Source organism: Shewanella algidipiscicola (genome assembly GCF_900380485.1).
Classification (GTDB): domain Bacteria; phylum Pseudomonadota; class Gammaproteobacteria; order Enterobacterales; family Shewanellaceae; genus Shewanella; species Shewanella algidipiscicola.
The window spans coordinates 313,625-327,981 of record NZ_OXJV01000016.1 but is presented as its reverse complement, the minus strand read 5'-3'; the positions used below and the strand labels follow the sequence as shown (position 1 = coordinate 327,981).

Annotated in this window: 13 protein-coding genes; 9 read left to right on the top strand and 4 right to left on the bottom strand. The window is 44.0% G+C overall.

Going from position 1 to position 14,357, the window contains the following annotated elements; all coding sequences use genetic code 11:
• Positions 1–262: 262 nt before the first annotated feature.
• The 3 genes from bfr (DN599_RS11815) to dinB all read left to right on the top strand — a co-directional run bounded on the left by bfr (DN599_RS11815) (position 263) and on the right by dinB (position 2,568).
• A complete protein-coding gene (gene bfr / locus DN599_RS11815; RefSeq protein WP_110457788.1) occupies positions 263–736 on the top strand; it encodes a bacterioferritin in 474 nt (157 codons plus the stop codon).
• A gap of 9 nt (positions 737–745) precedes the next feature.
• Positions 746–1,213, top strand: a complete 468-nt coding sequence (bfr, locus tag DN599_RS11810) for a bacterioferritin (protein ID WP_110457787.1) — start codon at positions 746–748, stop codon at positions 1,211–1,213.
• 275 nt (positions 1,214–1,488) lie between these two features.
• Positions 1,489–2,568 (top strand): DNA polymerase IV, encoded by a 1,080-nt coding sequence (gene dinB, locus DN599_RS11805; protein WP_110457786.1) that lies wholly within the window; start codon positions 1,489–1,491, stop codon positions 2,566–2,568.
• Between the two features lie 587 nt (positions 2,569–3,155).
• On the opposite strand, the gene DN599_RS11800 is transcribed toward dinB, so the two are convergent.
• Positions 3,156–4,115, bottom strand: a complete 960-nt coding sequence (locus tag DN599_RS11800) for an integron integrase (protein WP_110457785.1) — start codon at positions 4,113–4,115, stop codon at positions 3,156–3,158.
• A gap of 355 nt (positions 4,116–4,470) precedes the next feature.
• On the opposite strand from DN599_RS11800, the gene DN599_RS11795 reads away from it, so the two are divergent.
• The 5 genes from DN599_RS11795 (at position 4,471) to DN599_RS11770 (ending at position 8,780) form a co-directional block, all read left to right on the top strand.
• On the top strand, positions 4,471–4,902 hold the full coding sequence (locus DN599_RS11795) for an acetyltransferase (protein ID WP_110457784.1): 432 nt from the start codon (positions 4,471–4,473) through the stop codon (positions 4,900–4,902).
• Positions 4,903–5,007: 105 nt separating this feature from the next.
• Complete coding sequence (locus DN599_RS11790; RefSeq protein ID WP_110457783.1) at positions 5,008–6,654, top strand: AAA family ATPase; 1,647 nt, start codon at positions 5,008–5,010, stop codon at positions 6,652–6,654.
• A gap of 166 nt (positions 6,655–6,820) precedes the next feature.
• A complete protein-coding gene (locus DN599_RS11785) occupies positions 6,821–7,318 on the top strand; it encodes a hypothetical protein (RefSeq protein WP_110457782.1) in 498 nt (165 codons plus the stop codon).
• A gap of 246 nt (positions 7,319–7,564) precedes the next feature.
• Positions 7,565–7,729 carry a hypothetical protein gene (locus DN599_RS11775; protein ID WP_204165126.1) on the top strand — a complete coding sequence of 55 codons (165 nt, stop codon included), beginning with the start codon at positions 7,565–7,567 and terminating at the stop codon, positions 7,727–7,729.
• A gap of 73 nt (positions 7,730–7,802) precedes the next feature.
• Positions 7,803–8,780, top strand: a complete 978-nt coding sequence (locus DN599_RS11770; protein WP_110457780.1) for a transposase — start codon at positions 7,803–7,805, stop codon at positions 8,778–8,780.
• Between the two features lie 345 nt (positions 8,781–9,125).
• Here DN599_RS11770 and DN599_RS11765 read toward each other — a convergent pair whose 3' ends face one another.
• From DN599_RS11765 to DN599_RS11755, 3 genes are all read right to left on the bottom strand, one after another.
• Positions 9,126–10,925 (bottom strand): amidohydrolase, encoded by a 1,800-nt coding sequence (locus tag DN599_RS11765; RefSeq protein ID WP_110457779.1) that lies wholly within the window; start codon positions 10,923–10,925, stop codon positions 9,126–9,128.
• A 659-nt stretch (positions 10,926–11,584) separates the two neighbouring features.
• Positions 11,585–12,535: a YjjW family glycine radical enzyme activase gene (locus DN599_RS11760; RefSeq protein ID WP_110457867.1), complete on the bottom strand. Its 951-nt coding sequence runs from the start codon at positions 12,533–12,535 to the stop codon at positions 11,585–11,587.
• Between the two features lie 46 nt (positions 12,536–12,581).
• A complete protein-coding gene (locus DN599_RS11755; protein WP_110457778.1) occupies positions 12,582–14,135 on the bottom strand; it encodes a YjjI family glycine radical enzyme in 1,554 nt (517 codons plus the stop codon).
• Positions 14,136–14,157: 22 nt separating this feature from the next.
• Here DN599_RS11755 and DN599_RS11750 point away from each other — a divergent pair, with 22 nt between their 5' ends.
• A complete protein-coding gene (locus DN599_RS11750; protein ID WP_162599201.1) occupies positions 14,158–14,355 on the top strand; it encodes a hypothetical protein in 198 nt (65 codons plus the stop codon).
• The last annotated feature ends 2 nt before the right edge of the window (positions 14,356–14,357 follow it).

Genomic DNA, 14,357 nt, shown 5'->3' with positions numbered 1-14,357 from the left:
TCAATGCCGCATTCGCGGTGTCTCACCATTTGTTGTTATCACTTTAGGCTATACTGTTATTCCATCACGGCCAAGGATCCCTTGGTGAATCTTGCTAAGTCCCACCTCACAACATTGTATTCATTGGCGTGATCCAGTAGCTTGAGAGTAGTATTACAAATTATTGCCCAGCAGAGTAAGAGCATGAGGCTCATCGACACTGTCAGCGTTAGTAACGTGGTCAGATATTCACTATTTCTCATAGAACATAAGGATAATTGCTATGAAAGGTCATCCGAATGTCATTCGGCATCTCAATAAGATTTTGACATTTGAGCTCACCGCCATTAACCAATACTTTTTACATGCGCGTATGTACAAAAATTGGGGTTTAGAAGAGCTCAACGAAAAATGTTATAAAAAGTCGATTCAGGACATGAAACATGCCGACAAGTTAATTGAGCGGGTATTGTTTCTCGAAGGTCTACCTAATCTGCAGCAACTTGAAAAACTGCATATTGGCGAAAATCCACAAGAGATGCTGCAATGCGATAAAACCATGCTAGAAGCACAATTGATTGAACTACGTAACGTGATAAGTCTATGTGAGTCTGAGCAAGATTATGTCAGCCGTGAAATCCTAGAAGATCTTCTCGAAGATGAAGAGACCTATCTTGATTGGATTGAAGCGCAGCAAGACTTGATTAAGATGACAGGGATTCAGAACTATTTACAAGCGCAGATAGAGTCAGAGTAGGAGTTTAGGATGAAAGGTAATCAAGACGTCATTAATACACTTAATCAATTGCTTACTGGTGAACTGTCGGCGATGGATCAATATTTTGTACACGGGCTGATGTACGATGATTGGGGCTTAACTGAACTACATGAGCGCATTTCCCATGAGTCAGACGATGAGCGTGAACATGCTAAAAAGTTGGTCGAGCGCATACTGTTTCTCGAGGGGACGCCCGATGTAGCCAGCCGTGAAGCACTGCACATAGGCAAAGATCCGCAAGAGATGCTGCAAAATGATCTTAACTATGAGTATCAAGTTGCCGATAACCTGCGTAAAGCCATCGCCTTATGTGAAGCCCATAAAGATTATGCTTCACGCGAGTTACTCGAGGTACTGCTTGAGGAAACCGAGTCAGATCACATGTATTGGTTAGAGAAACAACTGGGTCTCATCGATAAAATTGGGCTGCAAAATTACCTGCAGTCTAAGATGTAAGGTTATAAGCTGTGGGCTGCAACTAAGGTAGTGCAAGTCGCGGTTATTTGAATTGCTCCAAGTTCACTTTGGTTGTTCTAATCATGGCGGATAAAAGTAGCCGATAGCTAAAACGTTAGATCTAAGCCACAGCATAATGCTGTGGTTTTTTGTTTACGCTTAAGGCGGTAGGGCCTTTAAGTCTACTGCTGTGGCCGGTTTAGGTGAGTTGGCATGGATAAGTGTTTGTGCACTGTTTAAATATACAGTATTCTTGCGGGTGGAGGTAATGCCCATTGAGAAAGATTATTCATGTGGACATGGACTGCTTTTATGCGGCAGTTGAAATGCGAGATTTTCCCGAGTTAAGAGACAAGCCGATAGCCGTGGGCGGGCGCAGCGATCGCCGCGGGGTGATCAGTACCTGTAACTATCAGGCTCGGCAATTTGGTGTACGATCGGCTATGGCCTCAGCCTATGCCTTAAAGTTGTGTCCCGATTTAATTTTGGTGCCGGGTCGGATGGATGTGTATAAAGCGGTCTCCACTCAGATCCGCAGCGTCTTTAATCGCTATACTGAATTAGTCGAACCTTTATCGCTCGATGAAGCCTACCTAGATGTCACCGATTGCGATGCCCATAAAGGCTCTGCGACCTTAATTGCAGAAGCGATCAGGCAAGAGATATTTGACCTTACAGGTCTCACTGCATCGGCTGGGATCGCCCCGGTTAAATTTTTAGCCAAAATTGCCTCCGATCTCAATAAACCTAATGGCCAATATGTGATCACTCCAGATGCCGTAACCGAGTTTGTTAAAACCTTACCCCTGATAAAGATCCCCGGAGTGGGAAAAGTCACTGCCGCCAAGTTAGCGCAGATGGGATTAATCACCTGTTTGGATGTGCAGCAGTGTTCTAAAACGGCGTTAATAGAGCGTTTCGGTAAGTTTGGTGGTGTCTTAGTCGAGCGAGCACAAGGGATCGATAATCGCAGTATTTCGCCTCATCGTGAACGAAAGTCGGTGGGAGTCGAAACTACGCTGGCCAAGGATATCTATACCTTGGAGCAGTGTGAATCGGTTATGCCGCAACTTATCCAAGAGTTAGGGGCACGCATTAGTCGCAGCGCGTCGGCGCGACGTATTCATAAGCAAGTGGTTAAACTTAAATTTGATGATTTTAAACAGACCACGATAGAGCATCGCAGCGATCAGGTGTCGGTTAAATTGTTTTATGACCTGTTATCGCAAGCGTTAGCACGCCAAGAGGGACGCGGCATCCGCTTGCTCGGTGTGTCGGTAGGGTTAGAGAGTGCTGCTGTCATCAGTGACAGTGAAGATGAATTTAATGCTGCACAGATGGATCTCGGGTTTTAGGGTTAGCCTTCAAATGAAGGTTTGTCATTTTTTCGTTTGGTTTAGTTGGTATTGGTTTAGAGTATTTGAAGGCGTACCTTCACTGTGGTCAATCGCCTGTCCGGCGGGTGCAGTGCATGGATGCGCAAATGTCGTGATCACATGGATGTGAAAGAACGACCTTATGTGTAAACACTTCTGCTACACGGTGAGTGAAGCGTAGCTTTGAGCCCACGAACGAGAGACAGGGTGAGCTTGGCGACAGCTATATACTCGTGAACGAGAGACAAGGATGTCGAACTGGCTTTTGTATATGGATATATTTTGTCGAACTGGCTTTTAGATAGGGATATCGTTGTGAGCCATCCGTGGAGGCTCGACGATGGTATCCCTGCCATCAACGTCCGCAGCTGTATCTACACAGGGTTATTTCATCTCTTCGATTTGACTGCATTTGGTGTGAGTGGCGAGTAGAAAGCTAACATGCTTTTGCCCCTTTATCATTTAGAACAATTACTCATTCGAACTTTGTGTTTCTGTGTTTACCTTATATTTATTAATGCGGAAAGCAAAAGATAAGGCCCTAGTAACTTGTCTTGTAGTATGCCTTAAAGACTATCAAGAGGGCTTATTACCCCAGTATGATGGCCACCAATCACATGGGTATATATCTCGGTTGTTTTGACATCACTGTGTCCCAATAACTCTTGGATGGTACGAATATCATGCCCTTTGAGTAATAAAGATGTTGCAAATGAATGGCGGAAAGTATGGGCGGTAACGCGCTTATCTATACCACTGTTAGTGGTAGCTTGCCTTAATGCACGTGAAAAAGCCGTTGGATGAATATGGTGTCTGCACACGTAGTTGTCACTTGGGTGCATACAACGGCGGCTAGCAGGAAAGATATATTGCCAATGAAACTTAGAGGCGTTACTGCGGTATTTTCTGATGAGAGAGATGGGCAATGAAGCAAGTCCAAAGCCATCTGACAAATCCGTCTCGTGGAGCTTTTTTACCTGTTTTATTTGTGACTTTAGAGCATCAATCAATCCGTTAGGTAGCATACAAACTCGATCTTTTTGCCCTTTACCTCGGTACACAAAGATAGATTTAGTGGTTAGATCAATATCTTTTACCCTAAGTTTTAGGGCTTCCTTTAATCTTAGGCCTGAGCCAAATAGGATGGCACCAATTAAATAGTGGTAGCCTGACAAATTGCTGATGATCAGTTTTGCTTCTTCGTTAGACAATACCTGCGGTATTCGTTTAGGGGCTTTTGCATAGGGAAATTGTAACTCATTGGGCTCAACGTTTAACACATGGCGACAAGCAAATACAATGGCACATAGGGCCTGTTTCTGGGTGCTCGCCGACACTTCACACGCCACAGCTAAAAAGCAGAGAAATTGTTCAATCAAAGCGGGGGTTATATCAGCGCCATGACGAATATTGCAATGTCGAATGAAATAGCGGTTCCAATAGAGGTAGGATTTTTCTGTTTGATAGCTGTAATGGCGTACCCTGATCTCTGTCCGTATAGCCTCCAAAAATGTTAATTGCCCCATAACCGTTACCTCACTAGCGCACTGTATGTATATACAGTTATAGTTCAAGTTAAGATAATTACTATGAAAAAGATGCATAAATCGTTGGATTGGCGCATCGATAATACTAACTGTTAAACATTAACTCATTATTATCAATAGTTTGTAATATATATAAAAGTGCTATGCAGACCTCGTAAACACCTATGCATCTTTTTTATATGTTAAATTGTCATGTTTAACCTGTATTTTTTTGTTAAAAATATATTTACAACAAACACTTACAAGTGATATTTTGACGAAGAGACTTACAAGAAAGCAGGAGGTTATCCTGCTGCTAATCAATAAGCTGTTAAATTTTCAATCGGGTTTAGTGATGAATATCGAGATCGTAGAAAAAGCAGATCACTTTAAGCTGATAGAAGTCTGGGAAGCATCGGTCAGAGCAACGCATGATTTTCTGGCTGAGGATGATCTACAAGAGTTAAAGCCACTAATTCTTGAGCATTATTTTGACGCCGTTGACTTAAGGTGCGTGAAGAATGCGCATGGTGAAATTCAGGGATTTTGCGGCGTCCATGACGGTAATATTGAGATGTTGTTCATCTCCCCTGATGCTCGAGGAAAAGGTATTGGTGCTTTACTGTCAGCTCATGCTATCAAGGAGCAAGGCGCATCAAAGGTCGATGTAAATGAGCAAAATGAGCAGGCGCTGGGTTTTTACCAACATATTGGCTTTAAAGTCATAGGTCGCTCACCAGTTGATGGACAGGGTAAGCCATATCCACTGTTGCATATGGCGCTATAAAAATTTAACAAGGCCAGGCACGGCGACGTCTTTTTCGCTGCGGCTTCGCCTTCACTACAAAGCCGCGCGTGCTGGCGGCGTTAGGAGCCATTGGGAAAACGTACCATGAAGTATATTTCACAAAAATATGAAGGATTTGAGTTTGAATTCTCAGCTGTAAACGTCTTTCTTGGCGCAAACGGTGCGGGTAAATCCACATTTCTCAATGAGATTCGGCAGCATTTTATCAATCAGGGACAGAATAATCTCGTATATGTTGAAGGTGGCCGAACAATAAAGATTAACGATACCCTTCAGCTAAGTCGGCAAAACTTCCAACAGTACGACCGACTCGATCAAGCTAAAACCCAACACGAGAACAAGAGAAAATCATCCTTAGCTGATAGAGTCTTTGATGCATTGATAGTGCTGGATAAACAAGGTCAGGAAGAAAAATCTAGACATTCAGATAGTGTTGAAGAGTGGATTGAGTCAGGTTCTAATGGTGAATGTCCAACAAGGAGTCAGCCACCACTTGATAAAATGTTTGAAATGTTCAATGAAATATTCCCGCTCATTGAACTTACATTTAATACTGAGGCAAGGAAGTTAATAGCCAATAAAAATGGAATTGAATATAGTCCGTCTCAATTTTCTGATGGCGAAAAACAGGTGTTTTCAATTCTTGCTGATTTCATAGGACTCAATGAAGCTCATGAAATAATCATTGTCGATGAACCGGAGTTAAATCTACACCCTGAACTGGCGGAAAGAATTTGGACTCTTATAGAGAATGAATACCCCGAAAAAATATTTATTTACGCATCTCATAGCATCAACTTTGCTCTTAGGGAGAATGTTAATGCAGTTTATGTTTTAAGTGATGATGCAGATAAAATCACGCGTGTTGATAGCTTTGAAGATCTAGAAAGAGTAGAGCTTTCAGCTTTCTTGGGCGGATTACCAGGAATTCTTTCTACTAATAAAGTAATCGTTACGGAAGGCCATGATAAGTCATACGATTCAATTTTCTACAGGTGGTTAACGGAAGAGAATTCAATTGAAATATATCCGGGTGGTGGGTGTACAGACGTAATCGATATTGTTGGAAAGTCAGGGCTATGGTCAAAAATCTCAACAAAAATTTCGCTTGTTGGTGTAATAGATTCAGATTATAGATCACCAGAATATTTGTCTAATTTTGAAAAACAAGGAATCGTACCATTACCTTTTCATGAGGCAGAATCATTCCTTTGTATACCAGAAGTTATAATTGCTGTTGGCAATAGAATAGGTTCACAAGAGAAAGAATTAACTCCCAAAGAAGTAGAGGATCATATTTTTTCAAGTTTAGAATCCTCAAAGCTTAACATTGCTGCTAAGAGAGTGTTTTCTAAATCAAAAATAACTCTAGGCGTCAGCTTAACTAAGAAAGTTCTCGCTAAATCAGAAAGCGCTGATCAGTTGATTGAAGAGTTAAAAGGTGCAGCCGAAGAAGAGGTTAAGAAAGCTATCGAAATATGCGATGTAGAAGCATTGCAGAACCTGCTTACGGAGGAGATAACAAGAATTGACTCTGCTATTAATAATAGAGATATCACTGCTGCGCTGTTGTTACTTCCGGGTAAAGAACTACTGAATAAGCTCGCGCCGAAAGCTGGATGCAGAAACGGGGATGATCTTATGCGTTCGCTAAAAAGAAATTTCAAGCCGAGTGAATTTGAAATTTTAAACCAGCTACAGCAGTCATTGCTTAGCGCAGTAGGCTCCTAACAAGTTGCTGCACTCGGAAAAATCACTCGCTACGCTCCCGATTTTCCGGTGAGCAAGGCGTTATATGCAAGCGCAGTGATTGACTCTAATCGAAACTATTGAATTGGTCACAGTGAATGCGAGTAGTTTAGAGTACGATATTTTTTGACTATTTAACGAATGGGATGTGGGTATCGACACGCTCGAATATTTAAAGGAACGCTATGCTGAAGAGCAAGACCGTTTTAAGCATTTTGAAGAAAAGTGCTCAAAGTTTCTAGCGTTTTTGACAGCAGTTGTCAGTGTTCTAGCTGCTTGGGGAGCGTTTGCAAAAGATTCATTGTTTTCACCGAATACCCCGTGGATGTGGGTTCAGTTAGCACTATTTTGTATTGCATCTCTTTGCTTGGTTTGTTCTTGGGGACATGCAATCTTAGCGATCAAGATAGGGGATTGCCCCGTATTACCGAAACAGGAAAATGTTGCTGTTTACCTACGAGATTCGAGCGCATGTGAGCGTGATGCATATATCTTTGATTGCTACGTTGATACGTTGAAGCAATTAACAAAAGTTATTGATGATAAATCAATAAACCTTGAGCACTCATATGATGAGCTAATCTATAGTGCTTGGGCTATTGGATTCTTAGGAGTCATAACAATTCTAACCGAGGTATTAAAATGACAGAGCAAAAGCAACCACAACAGTCCAATGAACGTCCGCAAACCACTGAGTATGTTAAAAAATCTAAGGACCAAACCCCACAGCAACAACATAAGAAATAGCATATAACAAAGCATTTAAGAATGATTCCCAACGCTTGGCACCTTTGGTGTCATCGTTGGGTTTTGTGTTTACGGTGGTATGGTTTAGGTTCGGTGGTAGCGTTGCTCACATCTTAATGCGGCGTTAGCCGAAAAAGGAAGTACGGTGAAAAATCTAAACTACTGGTTACTGAAACAAGCTCATATCATTTGGATCGCTTCAATAGTGAATATAGGGCTTGGAGTTGTCATTCCTGATTTTGATTTCGTTGCAAAAAGTATTAGTTATGTTGCATTAGAAGATCCAATTTATGCTTACATGAGTTACTGAGACATCCATCGTTAATGGCGCAGAAGTTAACCTCCGGCTATGCTTTGAAGGAGCATTAGACAAGGAGGTTGTTATGCCACGCCCTCGCAGAACTCAAATAAGTATCGAAGACACCCCCTATTATCATTGTTGTAGCCGCGTTGTTCGCCGTGCGTTCTTATGCGGAGAAGACCAATACACGGGTAAAAACTATGACCATCGCCGTGGCTGGGTTGAAGCCCAAATACTCAAGCTGTCAGAAGTGTTTGCCATTGATGTNGCGGCCTATTGTGTCATGAGTAATCATCTTCACCTAGTGCTTCATATCGATATCGAGACGGCNAATAACTGGTCAGATAGGCAAGTGGTTGAACAGTGGNATAAGTTGTTTACTGGTAATGACCTAACTCAACGCTTTGCCAAAGGTGAGCTAATTGAAGTGCATTACGTTAGCCAGTTAAAACACCTTATTGCCACATATCGTTCAAGNCTCAGTGATATCAGTTGGTTTATGCGCTGCCTCAATGAGCCCATCGCTAGGCAAGCCAACATGGAGGATAACTGCACNGGGCATTTTTGGGAGGGTCGCTTTAAAAGCCAGGCCTTACTTGATGAANCNGCACTGTTAGCTTGTATGGCGTATGTTGAGTTAAACCCNGTTAGAGCCAAGATGGCCAGTACTCCAGAGCACAGTGACTACACCAGTATCCAATTACGTGTTAATGCTGCACTGAAAGGTGAGCAGCCTAAGCATCTTTTGGCGTTTATTGGCAATGAGCGAGCACAACAACCGAAAGGCATAGCGTTCAGCTTTAAAGATTACCTTGAGTTGGTGGATGAAACCGGAAGAGTTATCCGAGAAGATAAACGAGGCGCTATGTCTAAAAGTGCTAAAAATATCTTACAAAGGCTTAATCTCCCCGTCGAAAACTGGCTAAAATTAACGACTGATTTTGGCAAACTTTTTAGAGGGCCCGTTGGCTCATTGCAAGAGCTTGATGACTATTATACTCACCTAGAAAAACGACGAAGGCACTTTGCAGGCAGTTGTCAGCATCTTCAGTTCAGCTAGTATTTAGCCGCTTCCCACTTCTGTACTAGGCCTGTCAGTCAGGTCAATTTGTGATGCCTTAAATTCTGCCTTTTTGTCTTCTTTTCATCAATTCAAACTTATCTGATGCTCCCCAGTTGCCATTTTGACGAGTTTTCTCATTTATGATGCCTATCATGGGCGGCATAGGAGTAATCTGCAAATAATGGTGCTATGTTATTGATTAACTATGGATGGCTTACTTTTTTTATTATTGATTAACTATGGATGGCTTACTTTTTTTATGTAGTTACGGGCTAGCAAAAAATAGGAAGAACAAATGACTTCCTATTTTTATGTTTACGACTAAACATATGAAACAATAAATCAATGTGAGTGATGCAATAGCCCTGCAGAAATCATTGCCGTAGTTGCGATTTCCTGACATCGTTTGGTGTTTATACAGCTACCTAATGCGACTTGTTGGTCAATTGAGTAAATCGTTTGACCCTCTTTTATAGTTTCTAACACTTTGATATCAGAAAGTATTTCGGGTTTTGCCGTTAGTGGGTTATCAGACAATATAACTAGGTCTGCAAGCTTCCCAACTTCCAGAGAGCCTTTGTTTTTCTCTTCTTTGTATTGAGTTGCCGCCCATAGTGTTTGCGATTTTAATCCGTCCAGCGCCGATACGCGTTGTTTAGGTCCCAAAACCTGACCACTACGACTCACACGGTTAACTGTCGCAGAATAAACACGCATTGAGTTAGGAAAAGCCACAGGGGAATCATGGTGAGACGTATAGATCATCCCCAAATCTCGTGCCCAGCCGGTAGGCGAGATATTTTCTGCACGACCTTTACCTAAAACGGAACTCATGTGCCAATCACCCCAGTAGAAGGTATGCATTGGAAAGAACGACGGAAAAACGCCTAATTGCTTAAATCGTTCTACTTGATCTTTACGAGCGGTCTGAGCATGTATCGCGATAAAACCTCGGTCTGGTATACCGAGCTTTTTCTGACTCGCTTCAATACCGTTAAGCAATTGATCAATTGCAGCATCACCATTGACATGGGTTAACAACTGCCATTCATTACGTTGGGCTAACTCAATATACTCGGCGGCTTTTTCATCACTCATACTCGGGTAACCTTTGTAGTCTTGTTCTTGACCGACAGGTGGAACAAGGTAAGGCTCAGTTAACCATGCAGTCTTCCCCTGAGGAGAACCGTCTAGATTAAGCTTAGCCCCAGCAACGCGAAATCCATTAGAATACTCGCTTGAGTAATACGGAGGAGAGATAACTTCTTGAGCTACTTGAATATCGGGATACGCGGCTACATCGATAGGGAGTTTTTTCTCTTGAGCTAAGTTGTACATGGTTTTCACTGCCGAAATCGAAGCGCGACCTTCCTGAGCTGTGGTATAACCAAAACTCGCGTAAAGCTCCATACCCGCTTTAAAAATGGCTTCATTCTCTTTGGCATTGAGTTTGGAAAGCAGTGGTAGCAAGGTCCCAAAGAAAGCGGTTTCTTCCAGCACACCATTAGGTGTTTTCCCATCACTCTCACGACGAATCTTACCGCCATCAGGATCGGTACTCTCTGATTTCAAACCTGCCAACTCTAATGCTTTAGTGTTCAACGTCGCTAAGTGACCTGACTGATGAATAATAAGTATCGGAAGGTCTTTAGATACTTCATCCAATTCTTGCCGAGTAGGATGCCTTTGCTCTTTTAGCTGTGAGTCATCATAACCAAACCCCAGGATGATTCCATGCTTGCCATTTTCTGGCTTCGCCACCCAAGATCTTAGTTCTTCTTGCAGCGACGCAATACTATTCACATTACCATCAGGATCGGCAAGTAAGTTCGCAGATAAAGCTTGAATGCCCGTGTTAAAAACATGTCCATGGCCATCAATGAAGCCCGGGATCATGGTTTTTCCATCTAAATCAAAAATTTTCGTCTTATCATCTCGTAACTTCATCAGTTCCGATTCTTTGCCGACAGCTAAAATTCGACCATTCTTAATGGCTAGAGCCTCAGCGGTAAGGTCAGAGTCGTTGACCGTAATAATATCTCCGCCAACATAGATTCTATCCGCAAAAGATTTTGTTGGGCTTGCAGCCAAAGTGGTACAACTGACAGATAGTAAAGCGAATGCCAAAGGTGAGAGCCTCATTATGTTTCCCCTCCAAGGAACTATGAAAAATGACTTGTAATAAGTAGAAAGTGTAGATTAGTCAGGTAGATTTTACCCACTTGATATTAATAAAGTTTAATACTTGGGTAAAAAGTAAGGCTAATGCTTTAAATAATTAAAAATATTAAACTTGCGTCTAAACGATAAACCACCCGACTAATAGGGAGCTCAAGTCTCGAAATACATAAAAACAGACGTTCTAGTCTTCGCCAGTAGGACTGGGCTCCTTACTAAGCGTCTTTTCCATACCTGACATTATTCATGAATTGCTAATATTCGATTCTTCGAAACTCATTATTGTCCAAAAACAATTTAGCTTTTGATTGTCCGAGTGACACTAGTAAGGTCAAATCGAAGAGATTAAGAACTCGGTGTAGGTGCGGCTGAGGCCTTCGATTTCAGGGATGAAATCGCAGAGCGCCCAGGGATGGGTTTACAGCGATGCCGAAGAAGCACCTGCACGAATGGGTCGTTCACTCACATCCTGTGATCTCGGCATTTGCGCATCCCTGCGCTGCACCTGCTGCAGGCAATTGATAAACCATAAAGTCATGGTTTCAAATATCCTTTTAAATACCAAAGTCAGCTTGACGCTCAAAAACTAAAGATGGGCGATTGGCGCTATAAGCTCAATCACCTTACAAATACACACTGGGCAAAACCAAATGCTTCACTCCTCGCTGCGACAGCTGTGTGGCGAGCTGCTGGATATCGGCTTCATGGCAGTTTGGCCAGTTCTTCGCTTCACCCGTAACGCCGTGATGATGAAAGGCATTGAGTTTAATACGTACTGTTTTGGGTAGCTTGTTAAGGTAGTGGGACAGGGCATCGACCTCTCGGTCGAAATCACTGATGCCGGGGATATGCAGTAGGCGCACTTCGTACAACTTATTATGTTGGGCTAATAGGGTCAGTGACTGGAAAACCCTGTGGTTATCGCGTCCGGTGATGTAGTTGTGGGTCTCTTGCTGCCACGCTTTTAAATCGACCATAGCGCCGTCGAGATAAGGCAATAGTTTGTGCCAACCTGTGTGACTTAGGCTGCCGTTGGTGTCGAGCATACAGCTGAGGTGGCTAAGTTGCGGGCTGGCTTTTATCGCCTTAAATAACGCGATAACAAATGGCAGCTGTAAGCTGGCTTCGCCGCCGCTAACCGTGATGCCGTTGATAAAGGGTAGGTTAATGCGGATCTGCGCCAGTAGTTGATCGACACTGTATTGCTGGGTTTTCGGGTTAGATTGTTTACTGCAGGCTGACAAACACGCATCACACTGGTTGCAGCGTTGGCTATCCCACACAATACGTGGTTTCACGCCGCTGCTATCTAAGGCGAGCGCCGCCTGTGGGCAGGCGGGAATACAGTCGCCGCAATGATCGCAGGGCGTGATGGTGTGGGGGTTATGACAGTTTTTACAGCTGTAATTACACCCTTGCAAAAAGATCACCAGCCGACTGCCCGGCCCGTCGACACAGGAGAAGGGCAAGATCTGGCTGACATTGGCCAATGGACTTGCCGATGATCGATGTACATTAGCTTCACGCTCTGTGGTTTTTCTGTCTGCTACTTTATCCACGGCTACCTTACTCATAACAGCTTTACTCACTGCCATTCAACTTACATGATCCACAACAGCTTTACTCAGCGTATTGCGGCGTTAGTTCAAGGGCGGCCACTCTCGGCTGACGCTTGAGTATGCCGGTATTCTGCGCTGCTTCGGCGCCTAGCCCTGTGGTGTTAGTGCGCGAGCCTTGCTGTTTAAAGGCGGCGATATCCGAGAGTTTTATCATGTAGCCGGTAACGCGAATTAAGTCGTTAGAGGCAACATTGGCGCTAAACTCACGAAAGCCTAAGTTGAATGCACCCTTGCAGAGTTGCAGCATGGCCTCTGGGTTTTGCTTCACGGTAGCATCTATGGTGAGAATATCGCTTATCCCTGAGGTGTAATATTGATGGTGCGGCGCTAACGCTTGAATATGTGCCACGGGATTGGGCTCGGTGCCATAGGGAATACGTACGCCGGGGGTGACATCCACATCGAGGCTGATACCGCTTTGCGAATGCAGTAGGGCGCGATCGTTATAACCGTAAGTCACAGGCGTCGATTTAACTATGGCATCTAAGGCTTTCGATATCCGGTAGCCCAGCTGGTTGGCGCCGTCGTGATGGCCGTAATGTTTACTGGGTTTGTCGCTCATCTGCTCAGATATGGGCGCATTGCCAAGCAGGATATCCACCGCTTCGGCCATGCCGTAAATACCAAACATGGGGGCGAAACGCGACGGCTCAATAAGCCCCTCTTTTACCAAGAAACTGTCGAAAAAATGCGACTCTTGATGGAGGAATTTAGCCCGGGCTTCGATGAGCTCATAGGCGAGGGCACAGTAGGTTGGCAGAGTATGTTCAAAGAAGGCATCAATGCTACTTGCCTGACTGACCACCTGTTTTAGATTAATCCGGACCAAGGTATTGGCGCCGCCGGCGAGTGGCAGCGCGTTATAACAGCTGACAATGCCGAACCCTTTAGCGTCAAAGGCGCTGGCGTGCAGTGGGTAGTTGGCGATGTGGGGCTTATTACATTCACAAATATTGCTAGCTGCCATCAACAGCAGGTCATCGGGCGTGGTGGCCGGGTCGTACATAAAGGTCAAGTTAGGCACGACCTGTTTAAGCTCGGCATCGATTTTAAGCAGGGTGCGGCAAACGATATTATCGCTTGGGCCGATATTAACGTGCACAAAGGCGTCGGGCAGGGTGCGATCGAGCATGATCCACACGTTTTTCAGCTTGCGATATAAGGTTTGTTCATCAACGCCGTCAACGTAGGGCATGAGGAGTTCATCTAGCTGACCCAGATACACAGGCATATTAGTGACCGATGGCACATGATGATAGAGGATGATCAGTGCGTTGATCGCTTCATCTAAATCTGTCGCGGCGGCGAGCTCTAAGTGGGCGGAGCCTTGGCGCAGAAATTTCGCATAATCGGGCAGCACATAGCGTGGTTTAAAGGGGGCGTGGCCTTCAAACATGTCGCAAATAATCCCCGCTTGCATGGCCGCGGTTACGGCATCGGACACAGCGACATAGGGCAAACTCGCTTCAGCCTCTAAGGCCAGATAGTTCGATTTTTGCTTGGGAGAGAGATGAGGGTCGCTAACTATGCTTGCCAGTGTATTGAGTAGGGTCATGATAGGTATCCACAAAAAGAGTATGGATATAATTTACGTGGTTCGCGTTTGGGCTAACAGTGAAAAACCGCTAATGGATCGTTTCCAATCTGGAAATCCGCAGGGTGATATCTTAGTTTTTATTGAAGGTGAGATCTCGATTGGCGCTGTGAGTTTGCAGGTAGGGCTTGATAACAACCAGGCCAAATCCCCCAAGATGAAAGGATTTGGCCATGGCTGAGT